Here is an 11,468-nt window from a genome sequence, read left to right as displayed (position 1 = left end):
CAACCGACAAGGAGGCAGTCATGCGCATGACCGTCGCGGACGTGATGACGGAGAAAGTCGTCACCGTATCCGCCACCACCCCGTTCAAGGACATCGCCGAGACGCTCATCACCGGCGGCATCAGCGCCGTCCCGGTCACCGGCGACGACAACCACGTGCTCGGCATGGTGTCCGAGGCCGACCTGCTACGCAAAGAAGAATTCCGGGAGCAGTTTTACCGCGAGGGCTACCGGCCCCCGCTACGCGCCCGGCTACGCCACCCCAAGGGCCGGCAGAAGGCCGACGGCGACACCGCCGCCGAGCTGATGACCAGCCCTGCCGTGACCATCACGCCCGCCGCGGCCGCGGTGGAGGCCGCCCGGCTCATGGACGAGCGCGACGTCAAGCGGCTCGCGGTCGTCGACTACGACGGCCGCCTGGTGGGTATCGTCAGCCGCCGCGACCTGGTCAAGCTGTTCCTGCGCGGCGACGAGGCCATCGCCGCCGAGGTGCGCGACGATGTTCTCGACCGCAGCCTGTGGGTCAACACCGACGGAGTCCGGGTGGACGTGCGCCAGGGCGTCGTGACGCTGTCCGGCTGGATGGAACGCCGCACCGAAGCAGCGATCGCCGTGCGTATGGCCGGCCGGGTCAACGGTGTGGTCGACGTCGTCGACAAGCTCACCTGGAAGGCCGACGACTCCAAGTGGGAGGGCAGGTAGCCATGCTCGTGCGCGAGGTCATGACAGGCCCGGCCATCACCGTCCGCCGCACCGACCCGGTGCGGCGGGCGATCCGGACCCTCTACGACAACAACATCACCGCCGCCCCCGTCGTCGACGATGCCGGCCACCTGGCAGGCGTGGTCAGCGAACTGGACCTGCTGCGCGGGGAGTTCGAGCCCGACCCCCGCGCCACCGTCCTGCCCGCGCAAGGGGCGCACGAGCCGCTTCCCCGCCGCGTCATGGAGGTCATGACCCGCCAGGCCGTCACCGTCACCGAGACCACCGACGTCACCACCGCCATCGACCTCATGGTGGGCAAACGGATCAAGAGCCTGCCCGTGGTCCGCGGCGAACAGATCGTCGGCGTGGTCAGCCGCCGCGACCTGATGGCGATGCTGGCCCGCCCCGACGACGAGCTGCGCGAGGCGGTCGCAGCAGCCCTGCGTGAGCAGTACCCGTCCGGCCCGAGCTGGGAGGTCACCGTGCGTGACGGTGTCGCCGAGCTGACGGGGCCGCCCCACGAGCATGCCGACCACATCGCCGACGTGCTCGCCCGCACCGTGCCCGGCATCGTCCGGGTCAAGCACGTCAGGAGATCACCATGAGAGCCGTCGTCGAGAACGTGATGACCACCGAGGTGGCCGCCGTCAACGAGAAGGCGTCCTTCCACACCGTGGCCGAGCTGCTCATCAGCCGGGGCGTCAGCGGCGTGCCGGTGCTGGACGACGACAACCGCGTGCTGGGCGTCGTGTCCGAGGCCGACCTGCTGGCCAAGGAGGAGTTCAAGGAGCGGTACTACGGCGACGGCTACCGGCCGCCGCTGCGCGCCCGCATCCGCCACAGCGCCGGCAGCGAGGGCAGCGGCTACCGCAAGTCCCTCGGCGAGACCGCCGGCGCGCTCATGACCAGCCCCGCCCACGTCACCACCCCCGACGCTTCGGTCGTGTCGGCCGCCCGGCTGATGGACCGCTACGGCGTCAAGCGCCTGCCCGTGGTCGACGCCGACGGCCGCCTGGCCGGCATCGTCAGCCGCCGCGACCTGATCAAGGTCTTCCTGCGCCTGGACGAGGAGATCGAGCGGGAGGTGCGCGAGGCGCTGCACGGCCGGGCCGAGGTCGCCGTGGCCGACGCCGTCGTCACGCTGAGCGGCACGTACGCCGAGCGCAGTCAGGCCGTCACCGCCGTCCGCCTGGCCGAGAACATCGACGGCGTCGTGGCCGTGCACGACGAGCTCGGCTGGAAGCACGACGACATCGCCGACCTGCCCGTCTGGGGCGGCGCATGACCTCGGGCCGGCGGATCCAGTGATCGCCTCGCCACGCAAGGACGGACACGCCGTCGCGGGCACGCCCGCGACGGCGTGATCAACGTGGTGCGCGGTCAAGGCCAAAGGACGAAGTCCGTCGTGAATCAGGACTGACGGCACCGGGCGGCGGCTGCGGAGCGGGTAGGAATGAGAATCACCGTTCTCGGCGCCGGTCCATGGCACCACGGTGCCGCCCTGGTCCCCAAGCGGCAGGACACGCTCATGTGGTCCCGCGATCCCAGGATCGTCGAAGAGTTCAGCTTCAGGCACCAAACCAGGTGTACCTTCCCAGGTTCGCCCTGCGCTCGGCCCTCACGGGAAGGCCGCGGCCACCGTCATCGCCACCATGCTGCAGGAGATCATCCAGCGCGGGCTGCTGCGCGTCTACACCAACGAGTGATCGGCTGCGAGCTCGGTGGCGCGGTGAAGAACGTCGTGGCGATCGGGGCGGGAATGGCCCAAGGGCTGGGTGTGGGGACAACACCAGGGCCACGGGCATCGCCTGGCCTGGCCGAGCTTGCCCAGCGCGGCCAGGCCCTGGGAGTCAGGCGGCCACGTTCTCCGGGCTGATCGGGCATCCAGCCAGGTGAGTGGGCGGCCGTCATCGTGAACGCCGACGGCTCACCCGGGGTGACGACCGACCTCACCTTGGCCGCCACCCTGCCCTGGCTGGGCCTGCTGACCTGAGGGCTGGGATCGCCGCGGTGGTCCTGCTGATCGTCGGGATCTGCCTCGTCCTGGTCGGCATCCGCCTGACCGTCCAACCTGCCCCGGAACCCACGCAGACCGTCCCCGCGCTGTGAGGCACGGCGCAGGCGGGCGCCTGTCCCTCGATGGCGGGCGCCCATCTCGGGCCGGACGCGTTCGGCTCGATGATCTCGCTGCTCGCGGCGGGGTTCCAGAGGTCACCTGACCGAGAACGGCGGACCAACGATTGCTCCGCTCGGGACTTCCGTCCCTATGTCCAGGACGGCGCGGGAGATGTGATGGAAGCGGTCACAGAGGAGGCAGGCATGCAGATGACCGTCGCGGACGTGATGACGGAGAAAGTCGTCGCCGTATCCGCCGCCACCCCGTTCAAACAGATCGCCGAGACGCTCATCTCGGGCGGCATCAGCGCCGTGCCGGTCACCGACGACGACCGGCACGTGCTCGGCATGGTGTCGGAGGCCGACCTGCTGCGTAAGGAGGAGTTCCGCGAGCAGTTCTACCGCGAGGGCTACCGGCCGCCGCTGCGCGCGCGGCTGCGCCACCCCGACGGCCGGCAGAAGGCCGGCGGCGACATCGCCGCCGAGCTGATGACCCGCCCCGCTGTCGGCATCTCCCCCGAGGCGTCCGTGGTCGAGGCCGCCCGCCTTATGGACGCCCACGACGTCAAGCGGCTCGCGGTCGTCGACTACAACGGCCGGCTCGTCGGCATCGTCAGCCGCCGCGACCTGGTCAAGCTGTTCCTGCGCGGCGACGAGGAGATCGCCGCCGACGTGCGCGACGACATCCTCGGCCGCGCCCTGTGGGTGAGCACCGACGGCGTGCGGGTGAAGGTGCGGCAGGGCGTGGTGACGCTGTCGGGCTGGATCGAGCGCCGTTCCGAGGCCGCCATCGCGGTGCGCATGACGCGTCGCGTCAACGGCGTGGTGGACGTCGTGAACCAGCTCGACTGGAGGCAGGACGATCATGTGCCCGCGTGGGGCGGAGCATGAGATGGAGCCCGCCGTCCTGGATTCGCTGGATCCGCTGATCGACGCCCTGCGCGAACGCGGGTACACCGTCGTGGGGCCCGTCACCCGCGACGGCGTGATCCGTTTCGCCGAACTCGGCTCCGCCGCCGACCTGCCCCTCGGCCTGGTCGACGAACAGGCGCCGGGCGGATACCGCCTGCATGAGCGCGGCGAGCTCGTCTTCGGGTTCGCCGCGAGCCCCGACTCAGTCAAGCGTTACACGCATCCGCCCCGCTCCGCCTTGTTCCGGATGCGGGATGGCGTGCCCGAGAAGGCCCCGGTGGAAGCCCCCAAGGTGGCGCTGCTGGGCGTGCGGGCCTGCGATCTGGCGGCGCTGGCCGTACAGGACCGGGTGTTCCTGGGCGGCCGGTATCCGGACGAGGCGTACCGCGAGCGTCGGAAGGCCCTGTTCCTGATCGCCGTCAACTGCGCGGTGCCGGGTGGGACCTGCTTCTGCGCCTCCATGGGCACGGGCCCGCGCGCCACCTCCGGCTTCGATCTCGCCCTCACCGAGCTGACCGGCCCGCACCGGTTCATGGCGGAGGCGGGCAGCGAACGCGGCGAGGAACTGATGGCCGCGCTGCCGTCGCACCCCGCCGACGACACCGACCGGGCAGCCGCCCGCGAGGTCAGTACGAACACCGCCGACCGGATGGGCCGCCGCGTCGATCTCGACGGCGTCAAGGAGCGCCTGGTCGAGCGGCGCGAGTCGCCGGTCTGGAACGAGATCGCCTCCCGCTGCCTGACCTGTGCCAACTGCACGATGGTCTGCCCCACCTGCTTCTGTGTCACCGTCGAGGACGGAACCGACCTGACCGACGGCACGGCCGAACGCGCCGAACGCTGGGACTCCTGCTTCACCCTGGACTTCTCCGAGCTGGGCGGTGCCCCCGTGCGCTCGTCCGGGGCCGCCCGCTACCGGCAGTGGCTCACCCACAAGTTCTCCACCTGGGTCGACCAGTTCGGCACCTTCGGCTGCGTCGGCTGCGGCCGGTGCATCACCTGGTGCCCGGCCGGCATCGACCTCACCGAAGAACTGGAGCGGCTGCGATGATCCCATCCCCGTACCGCGTGCGCTCGCGCCGCCCGGACCGGGCCGACACGGTCACCCTCACGCTGGAGCCGGTCGAGGGCGAGTGCCCGCCCTTCCTGCCCGGCCAGTTCACCATGCTGTACGCGCCCGGCGTCGGCGAGATCCCCATCTCCGTCAGCGGCCACTCCCGCTCGGGCGACTACGTGCAGACCATCCGCGCGGTCGGCGCGGTGAGCCGCGCGCTGTGCCGCATGCGGCGCGGCGACATCGTCGGCGTGCGCGGCCCGTTCGGCACCCATTGGGAACTGTCGCAGGCGCACGGGCTGGACGTGGTGGTCGCGGCGGGCGGGCTGGGGCTGGCCCCGCTGCGCCCGGTGATCCGCGAGCTGGCCGCGCACGGTGCCCGGTACGGCCGGATCAGCCTGATTACCGGCACCCGCACGCCCGCGACTCTGATCTATCCGCGCGAGCTGGCGCGCTGGGGGCGCGACTTCGACGTGCAGGTGACCGTGGACCATCCGGACCGGACGTGGCAGGGCCCGACCGGGCTGGTCACCAAGCTCGTCGGCCGGATCGTCTTCGAGCCGAGCCGAACGTACGCGTTCGTCTGCGGCCCCGAGATCATGATGCGTGCCACCGCCGAGGAACTGCTCAGGCGCGGCGTGCCCGCCGGCCGGATCGCGCTGTCGCTGGAGCGCAACATGAAGTGCGGCATCGGCCGGTGCGGGCACTGCCAGCTCGGCCCCTTGTTCGCCTGTCTCGACGGGCCCGTGCTCACCTACGACAAGGTGGCCGATCTGCTGGAGGTGAAACAGTTGTGAACAAGCTCGCCGTCTGGAAGCTCGCCTCGTGCGACGGCTGCCAGCTGACTCTGCTCGACTGCGAGGACGAGCTGCTGTCGATCGCCGCACGTGTCGAGATCGCCTACTTCCTCGAGGCCTCCAGCGCCCGAGGGAAGGGGCCCTACGACCTGTCCCTGGTGGAAGGGTCGATCACCACACCGGACGACCTGGAGCGGATCGGGCACATCCGGCGCGTCTCCAAACACCTCGTGACGATCGGCGCGTGCGCCACCGCGGGCGGTGTGCAGGCGCTGCGGAACCTGGCCGACGTACGCGAGTTCGCCTCCGTCGTCTACGCCCGCCCCGACTACATCAAGACGCTCGACCGCTCCACGCCGGTGTCGGCGCACGTGCCCGTCGACTTCGAGTTGCGCGGCTGCCCGATCGACAAGCGGCAGCTGCTGGAGGTCATCGGCGCGTTCCTGGCCGGGCGGCGACCGGTGGTGCCCGCGCACAGCGTCTGCGTGGAGTGCAAGGCCCGCGGCAACCCGTGCGTGCTCATCGCCCACGGCACGCCGTGCCTGGGCCCGGTCACCCAGGCCGGCTGCAACGCACTCTGCCCGGCGTTCAACCGTGGCTGCTTCGGCTGTTTCGGGCCCATGGAGAGCCCGAACCCGGCCGCTCTCAACGCTCGCCTGCGCGCCGCTGGCATGGACGACGACGAGCTGGCGCGCGTCTACCGCACCTTCAACGTCACCTCCTTCGGAGGCAGCAGTGACGCATAAGACCATCCGCGTGGGCGGCCTGACCCGAGTGGAGGGCGAGGGCGCGCTGCTGGTGCGGGCCCGCGACGGCCGCATCACCGACCTGCAGCTCAAGATCTACGAGCCCCCGCGCTTCTTCGAGGCGCTGTTGCGTGGCCGCGCCTTCACCGAGCCGCCCAACATCACCGCCCGCATCTGCGGCATCTGCCCGGTCGCCTACCAGATGAGCGCCTGCCAGGCCCTGGAGTCGGCCTGCGGCGTCACCGTCGAGGGCGCGCTGCGCGATCTGCGCCTGCTGCTCTACTACGGCGAGTGGATCGAGTCGCACGCCCTGCACATCTACCTGCTGCACGCCCCCGACTTCCTCGGCTATCCCAGCGGCGTGGCCATGGCCGCGGACCACCGTCCGGCGGTCGAGCGCGGGCTGGCGCTGAAGAAGGCAGGCAACGAGCTGGTGGCCGCCGTCGGCGGGCGCGCCATCCACCCGATCAACGTGCGGCTGGGAGGCTTCTACCGGGCGCCCGCCGACCTCACGCCGCTCGCCGGGCGCCTCCAGCAGGCCCTGCGCGCGGCGCTCGACACCGTCGAGTGGGTCAGCGGCTTCGACTTCCCGGACGTGGAGCACGACTACCGGTTCCTGGCGCTGCGCCATCCTGCGGAGTACGCGATCCTGTCCGGCGACGTCGCCGTCAGCGACGGCACCGCCTTCCCCGTCTGCGACTGGCCGCGCCACGTGGTGGAGGAGCAGGTGCGGCACTCCACCGCGCTGCACGCCCGCCTTGACGGCCACCCCGGCTTTCTCACCGGCCCGCTGGCCCGCTACGCGCTCAACGCGCCGCTGCTGTCGCCGCTGGCGCTGCGGGCCGCCGCCGAGGCGGGGCTCGGGCGGGTGTGCCGCAATCCGTTCCGCAGCATCGTGGTGCGGGCGGTGGAGATCGTGCACGCGTGCGAGGAGGCGCTGCGCCTCATCGACCGGTACGTCCCCTCGGGCGAGCCGGCGGTGCCCGTCGCACCGCGGCCGGGTGTCGGGCACGGCGCTTCTGAGGCGCCGCGCGGCACCCTCTACCACCGTTACCGCATCGACGAGCAGGGCCTGATCGCCGAGGCCGACATCGTCCCCCCGACGGCGCAGAACCAGGCCCGCATCGAGGACGACCTGCGCGCCGTCATCGAACCCCGGCTCGGCCTGCCCCTCGCCCGGCTGACCGCGCTGTGCGAGCGGGCCATCCGCAACCACGACCCGTGCATCTCCTGCTCGGCGCACTTCCTCGACCTGTCGCTCAGCCATGACTAGAACGGTCGTCATCGGGCTCGGCAACGACTATCGCGGCGACGACGGCGCCGGGCTCGCGACCGCCCGCCTGCTGCGCGGGCTCGACGTGCCGGTGGTCGAGAACGGCGGCGATCCGGCGGAACTCATCGAGGCGTGGACGGGCGCTGACGTGGCCGTCGTGGTCGACGCCGCGTGCTCGGGCGAGCCGCCGGGTGTGGTGCGCCGGTTCCGCGGCGTTCCGTCCCTGCCGCACGGTGGGGCGAGCAGCCACGTCCTGTCCCTGGCCGATGCCGTGGAGCTGGCGCGCGCTCTCGGTCGGATGCCCGGCGAGCTGGTCGTCTACACCGTGGAGGGCGCCTCGTTCGAGCTCGGCGCCGGGCTGTCGGAGCCGGTGACGGCGGCGGTGACAGCCCTCGCACGCACGATCGCCCGCAGCCTCAGCCCGTGACCTCAGCCCGTGGCCTCAGCAGATCCGTGGGAGCTGCTCCCCCACCAGCATGTCGATGACCCGGCGCGAGCCCACCAGCGTGCGCATGGTGACCCGCCCGGGATGGCCGGCGACCACGGTGCCGATGCGGGTCGCGCACGCACCCTCAGGCCGTGCGCGCATGGCGGCGAGCACCGCCTCGGCCCTGGCCGGGTCGACGAAGGCCACCAGGCAGCCCTCGTTGGCCACGTGCAGCGGGTCCAGGCCCAGCAGGTCGCAGGCGGCGGCGACCTGGGCCGGAACGGGGACGGCCTGCTCGTCCAGCTCCACGCCCACGCCGGAGGCCGCGGCCAGCTCGTTCAGCGCGCTGGCGAGCCCGCCCCTGGTCGGATCGCGTAACGTGTGCACCCCGCAGGCGCCCGCCGTGATCATCGCGGCGGCCAGGCGGTGCAGCGGCCTGCTGTCGGAGGCCAGCGAGCTCTCGAACCCGAGCCCTTCCCTGGTGCTCAGGATGGTGATCCCGTGCAGGCCGATTGGGCCGGACAGCAGCACGGCGTCGCCGGGGCGGCCGTTCGCTGCGGCCACGTGCGCGCCGGGCAGCCGCACGCCGATCCCGGTGGTGGTGACGAACAGCCCGTCGGCCGCGCCCTTGCCGACGACCTTGGTGTCGCCGGTCACGATGCGGACGTCGCAGGCCCGGGCGGCCTCGGCCACGGAGGTGGTGACGCGGCGCAGCTCGTCCAGCGGCAACCCCTCCTCCACGATGTAGGCCAGGCTCAGCGCGACGGGTACGGCGCCCATCATGGCCAGGTCGTTGACCGTGCCGTGCACGGCCAGCGACCCGATGTCGCCGCCGGGGAAGAAGCGGGGCGTGACCACGAACCCGTCGGTGGACACCACGATCTCCGGCGCGCCGGTGCTGACGATCGCGGCGTCCTCCAGCGTGCCGGCGCCGAGGCGGGGGGTGAGGTCGGCGAGCAGCTCGGCCATGAGCTGCCCGCCGGAGCCGTGGCCGAGCAGCACCCGCTCGTTCTCGGCCAGCGGCGCGGGGCACGTGGCGGCGATGGGGTCGAAGCGCGTGGTCATGGCATCTCCTGTCGGATGCGGCCGACGTTGTGGAAGGCGGCGCAGGTACCCTCGGCGGACACCATCGGCGCGCCCAGCGGTCTGCGCGGCGTGCAGAGCGTCCCGTAGGCAGCGCAGTCGAGCGGGGTGCGCGTGCCGCGCAGGATCTCCCCCGCGATGCAGTCCGGATGCTCATCCGCGCTCACGCTCCCGACCCCGAACCGCAGCGTCGCGTCATAGCGGGCGAACTCCGGCGTCAGGACCAGCCCACTGGCCGGGATCTCCCCGATCCCCCGCCATGTCTGGTCGCTCACCCGGAAAACGCGCCGCACGGCGTCCTGGGCGAAGGTGTTGCCGGTGCGGCGGACGGCCCGCGCGTACTGGTTCTCCACCTCGGACCGCCCCTCCTCCAGCTGGCGGACCGCCATGAGAATGCCTTCGAGCAGGTCGAGCGGCTCGAAGCCGGTGACCACGATCGGCACCCGGTAGCGGGCGGCCAGCGGCTCGTACTCCGTCCAGCCCATCACCGCGCACACGTGGCCGGCCGCCAGGAAGGCGTCCACGGAGGCGGACTCCATGATCGCGGCCATCGCGGGAGGCACCAGGACATGGCTGACGAGGACGCTGAAGTTGTCGAGGTGTTCCGCGGATGCGCGGAGCACGGCCATCGCGTTGGCCGGCGCCGTGGTCTCGAAGCCGACCGCGAAGAACACCACCTGCCGGTCCGGGTTCGCCGCCGCCAGCTTCAGGGCGTCGAGGGGCGAGTAGACGACGCGCACGTCCGCACCGCGCGCCTTGGCCGCCAGCAGGTCCGCGCCGGAGCCGGGCACGCGCAGCATGTCGCCGAAGGAGGTGAAGATGACCTCGGGGCGGGCGGCGATGGCCAGTGCCCGGTCGATGGTGGCCAGTGGCGTCACGCACACGGGGCAGCCGGGCCCGTGCACCATGCGCACCGGGATCAGCTCGTCGATGCCCTGCCGGACGATGGTGTGCGTCTGCCCGCCGCACACCTCCATGATCGACCACGGCCGGGTGGCGGCGGCCCGGATCTCCCGCACGAGGCGGCGGGCGAGCACGGGGTCCCGGTACTCATCGAGATATCTCATCCATCCCTCCCGGGATCGCCCGGAGCACCGCGAGCGTGCGCAGCGCCTCGTCCTCGTCCAGCACGGAGATGGCGAACCCGACATGCACGATCACGTAGTCGCCCAGCCCCGCCTCGGGGGTGTAGGACAGGCAGGCCTCCCGGCGCAGCCCGTCGAAGTCCACGGTGCCCATCTCGCCGTCGCGGGCCACGATCCTTCCCGGTACGCCCAGGCACATCCCGACCAGCCTCCTCCGCCTTGTCCTCTCAGCGTGCGCCTCACCCACGAGCGCGGGCAGCGGCGAACGTCCCGCGTGCCAGGGGCCGAAGGTCCCTGGCCTCAGCCCGTCCGGACCACGGCGACCGTGCAGCGCGCGTGGTGCAGAACGCCCCTGCTGACCGAGCCCAGCAGCGCCGAGCTCAGGGCTCCGCGCCCGTGGGAGCCGACCACCAGCAGGTCTGTTTCCTCCGACGCCTGGGTGAGCGCCTCGACAGCGTCGGCGTACCGGATGTCCTCGATCACGGTGACGTCCCGGTACTGCCGCTTGAACGGCTCCAGGCACGCCCTCACCATGTCCTCGCGGGCAACACGATCCTCGCCCGCCTCGTGCGGCAGCTCGGTCCCGAACGCCTGGACGGGCCGCCGCCAGGCGTGCACGGCCCGCAGCGTGCTGCCGCGCAGGGCGGCCTGCTGGAAGGCGTAGGCCAGCGCCGGCGTGCAGTCGGGCGAGTCGTCCACGCCCACCACGATCTGCCCGTGGGCCGACCGCTGCCCGCCGTGGACCACCACGACGGGCGCCTCGGCCTGACCGGCGACGTGGTCACTGACCGATCCCAGGAGTGCGCCGGTGACCGCGCCGAGCGCCCTGCTGCTGATCACCACCTCGACGGCCGCCTTGCCCTGCTCGCGCAGGATCCGCGCGGGCGGCCCCTCCTCCAGCACGGTCGTCACCTCGACGCTGGGCTGGCGCTCGTGCACCAGCGCCACCGCCTCGTTCAGCGCCTTCTGACCGGCACGGCGCAGCTGGTCGGGCCGATCGGCGTCCGGGAACTTCGCGATCTGGTACGGCTGCCGGTCCACCGCGTAGACGAGCCTCAGCGGCTGGTGCATGCGGAAGGCGTCATTGGCGGCCCACGCCACGGCGGCACGCGCCGGCACGGAGCCGTCGACCCCCACAACAATCATGATGTCCTCCTTCGTTACCACCATCTGACCGCAGTCACCAGGCGACGTGCAGGGCCGGAAGTCCCGGAAGCAGGGAGGCGAAGGACCGCGGGACGAAGCCGGAACGGCTCGGTGGGCCAGGCGCCG

At 71.9% G+C, this 11,468-nt stretch carries 14 protein-coding genes; 10 read left to right on the top strand and 4 right to left on the bottom strand.

The window, feature by feature from the left end; genetic code table 11:
- Nucleotides 1-20 precede the first annotated feature (20 nt).
- From AB0K28_RS20170 to AB0K28_RS20125, 10 genes are all read left to right on the top strand, one after another.
- The gene (locus AB0K28_RS20170) at nucleotides 21-701 is read left to right on the top strand and encodes a CBS domain-containing protein (protein WP_364371990.1); all 681 of its coding nucleotides are present in this window, start codon (nucleotides 21-23) and stop codon (nucleotides 699-701) included.
- 2 nt (nucleotides 702-703) lie between these two features.
- On the top strand, nucleotides 704-1,309 hold the full coding sequence (locus AB0K28_RS20165) for a CBS domain-containing protein (RefSeq protein ID WP_364371987.1): 606 nt from the start codon (nucleotides 704-706) through the stop codon (nucleotides 1,307-1,309).
- On the top strand, nucleotides 1,306-1,989 hold the full coding sequence (locus tag AB0K28_RS20160; RefSeq protein WP_364371984.1) for a CBS domain-containing protein: 684 nt from the start codon (nucleotides 1,306-1,308) through the stop codon (nucleotides 1,987-1,989). The genes AB0K28_RS20165 and AB0K28_RS20160 overlap by 4 nt, the downstream gene beginning before the upstream one ends.
- Nucleotides 1,990-2,157: 168 nt before the next feature.
- Complete coding sequence (locus AB0K28_RS20155) at nucleotides 2,158-2,580, top strand: hypothetical protein (protein ID WP_364371981.1); 423 nt, start codon at nucleotides 2,158-2,160, stop codon at nucleotides 2,578-2,580.
- A gap of 443 nt (nucleotides 2,581-3,023) precedes the next feature.
- Nucleotides 3,024-3,710, top strand: coding sequence for a CBS domain-containing protein (locus AB0K28_RS20150; protein WP_364371978.1), 687 nt, complete (start codon nucleotides 3,024-3,026; stop codon nucleotides 3,708-3,710).
- 1 nt (nucleotide 3,711) lies between these two features.
- Nucleotides 3,712-4,782 carry a 4Fe-4S dicluster domain-containing protein gene (locus AB0K28_RS20145; RefSeq protein ID WP_364371975.1) on the top strand — a complete coding sequence of 357 codons (1,071 nt, stop codon included), beginning with the start codon at nucleotides 3,712-3,714 and terminating at the stop codon, nucleotides 4,780-4,782.
- Nucleotides 4,779-5,582, top strand: a complete 804-nt coding sequence (locus tag AB0K28_RS20140) for an FAD/NAD(P)-binding protein (protein ID WP_364371972.1) — start codon at nucleotides 4,779-4,781, stop codon at nucleotides 5,580-5,582. The genes AB0K28_RS20145 and AB0K28_RS20140 overlap by 4 nt, the downstream gene beginning before the upstream one ends.
- Nucleotides 5,579-6,328 (top strand): oxidoreductase, encoded by a 750-nt coding sequence (locus AB0K28_RS20135; protein WP_364371969.1) that lies wholly within the window; start codon nucleotides 5,579-5,581, stop codon nucleotides 6,326-6,328. Before AB0K28_RS20140 ends, AB0K28_RS20135 begins: the two co-directional genes overlap by 4 nt.
- Nucleotides 6,318-7,601, top strand: a complete 1,284-nt coding sequence (locus AB0K28_RS20130; RefSeq protein ID WP_364371967.1) for a nickel-dependent hydrogenase large subunit — start codon at nucleotides 6,318-6,320, stop codon at nucleotides 7,599-7,601. The genes AB0K28_RS20135 and AB0K28_RS20130 overlap by 11 nt, the downstream gene beginning before the upstream one ends.
- Nucleotides 7,594-8,028, top strand: coding sequence for a hydrogenase maturation protease (locus tag AB0K28_RS20125; protein ID WP_364371964.1), 435 nt, complete (start codon nucleotides 7,594-7,596; stop codon nucleotides 8,026-8,028). Before AB0K28_RS20130 ends, AB0K28_RS20125 begins: the two co-directional genes overlap by 8 nt.
- A gap of 15 nt (nucleotides 8,029-8,043) precedes the next feature.
- On the opposite strand, the gene hypE is transcribed toward AB0K28_RS20125, so the two are convergent.
- The 4 genes from hypE to AB0K28_RS20105 all read right to left on the bottom strand — a co-directional run bounded on the left by hypE (nucleotide 8,044) and on the right by AB0K28_RS20105 (nucleotide 11,342).
- Nucleotides 8,044-9,093, bottom strand: coding sequence for a hydrogenase expression/formation protein HypE (gene hypE / locus AB0K28_RS20120; RefSeq protein ID WP_364371961.1), 1,050 nt, complete (start codon nucleotides 9,091-9,093; stop codon nucleotides 8,044-8,046).
- Nucleotides 9,090-10,178 (bottom strand): hydrogenase formation protein HypD, encoded by a 1,089-nt coding sequence (hypD, locus tag AB0K28_RS20115; RefSeq protein WP_364371958.1) that lies wholly within the window; start codon nucleotides 10,176-10,178, stop codon nucleotides 9,090-9,092. Before hypD ends, hypE begins: the two co-directional genes overlap by 4 nt.
- A complete protein-coding gene (locus tag AB0K28_RS20110) occupies nucleotides 10,162-10,395 on the bottom strand; it encodes a HypC/HybG/HupF family hydrogenase formation chaperone (protein WP_364371955.1) in 234 nt (77 codons plus the stop codon). The genes hypD and AB0K28_RS20110 overlap by 17 nt, the downstream gene beginning before the upstream one ends.
- Before the next feature lie 101 nt (nucleotides 10,396-10,496).
- On the bottom strand, nucleotides 10,497-11,342 hold the full coding sequence (locus tag AB0K28_RS20105; RefSeq protein ID WP_364371952.1) for a universal stress protein: 846 nt from the start codon (nucleotides 11,340-11,342) through the stop codon (nucleotides 10,497-10,499).
- Nucleotides 11,343-11,468: the final 126 nt, after the last annotated feature.

Source organism: Nonomuraea sp. NPDC049504, from assembly GCF_040676845.1.
Lineage (GTDB): Bacteria > Actinomycetota > Actinomycetes > Streptosporangiales > Streptosporangiaceae > Nonomuraea > Nonomuraea salmonea.
This window is presented reverse-complemented; position numbering and strand designations above follow the sequence as displayed.

What these genes read in the sequence shown, in the direction of transcription:
- AB0K28_RS20170 (WP_364371990.1), top strand. Translation starts at nt 21, where the DNA reads ATGCGCATGACCGTCGCGGACGTGATGACGGAGAAAGTCGTCACCGTA.
- AB0K28_RS20165 (WP_364371987.1), top strand. Translation starts at nt 704, where the DNA reads ATGCTCGTGCGCGAGGTCATGACAGGCCCGGCCATCACCGTCCGCCGC.
- AB0K28_RS20160 (WP_364371984.1), top strand. Translation starts at nt 1,306, where the DNA reads ATGAGAGCCGTCGTCGAGAACGTGATGACCACCGAGGTGGCCGCCGTC.
- AB0K28_RS20155 (WP_364371981.1), top strand. Translation starts at nt 2,158, where the DNA reads ATGAGAATCACCGTTCTCGGCGCCGGTCCATGGCACCACGGTGCCGCC.
- AB0K28_RS20150 (WP_364371978.1), top strand. Translation starts at nt 3,024, where the DNA reads ATGCAGATGACCGTCGCGGACGTGATGACGGAGAAAGTCGTCGCCGTA.
- AB0K28_RS20145 (WP_364371975.1), top strand. Translation starts at nt 3,712, where the DNA reads ATGGAGCCCGCCGTCCTGGATTCGCTGGATCCGCTGATCGACGCCCTG.
- AB0K28_RS20140 (WP_364371972.1), top strand. Translation starts at nt 4,779, where the DNA reads ATGATCCCATCCCCGTACCGCGTGCGCTCGCGCCGCCCGGACCGGGCC.
- AB0K28_RS20125 (WP_364371964.1), top strand. Translation starts at nt 7,594, where the DNA reads ATGACTAGAACGGTCGTCATCGGGCTCGGCAACGACTATCGCGGCGAC.
- hypE (WP_364371961.1), bottom strand. Translation starts at nt 9,093, where the DNA reads ATGACCACGCGCTTCGACCCCATCGCCGCCACGTGCCCCGCGCCGCTG.
- hypD (WP_364371958.1), bottom strand. Translation starts at nt 10,178, where the DNA reads ATGAGATATCTCGATGAGTACCGGGACCCCGTGCTCGCCCGCCGCCTC.
- AB0K28_RS20110 (WP_364371955.1), bottom strand. Translation starts at nt 10,395, where the DNA reads ATGTGCCTGGGCGTACCGGGAAGGATCGTGGCCCGCGACGGCGAGATG.
- AB0K28_RS20105 (WP_364371952.1), bottom strand. Translation starts at nt 11,342, where the DNA reads ATGATTGTTGTGGGGGTCGACGGCTCCGTGCCGGCGCGTGCCGCCGTG.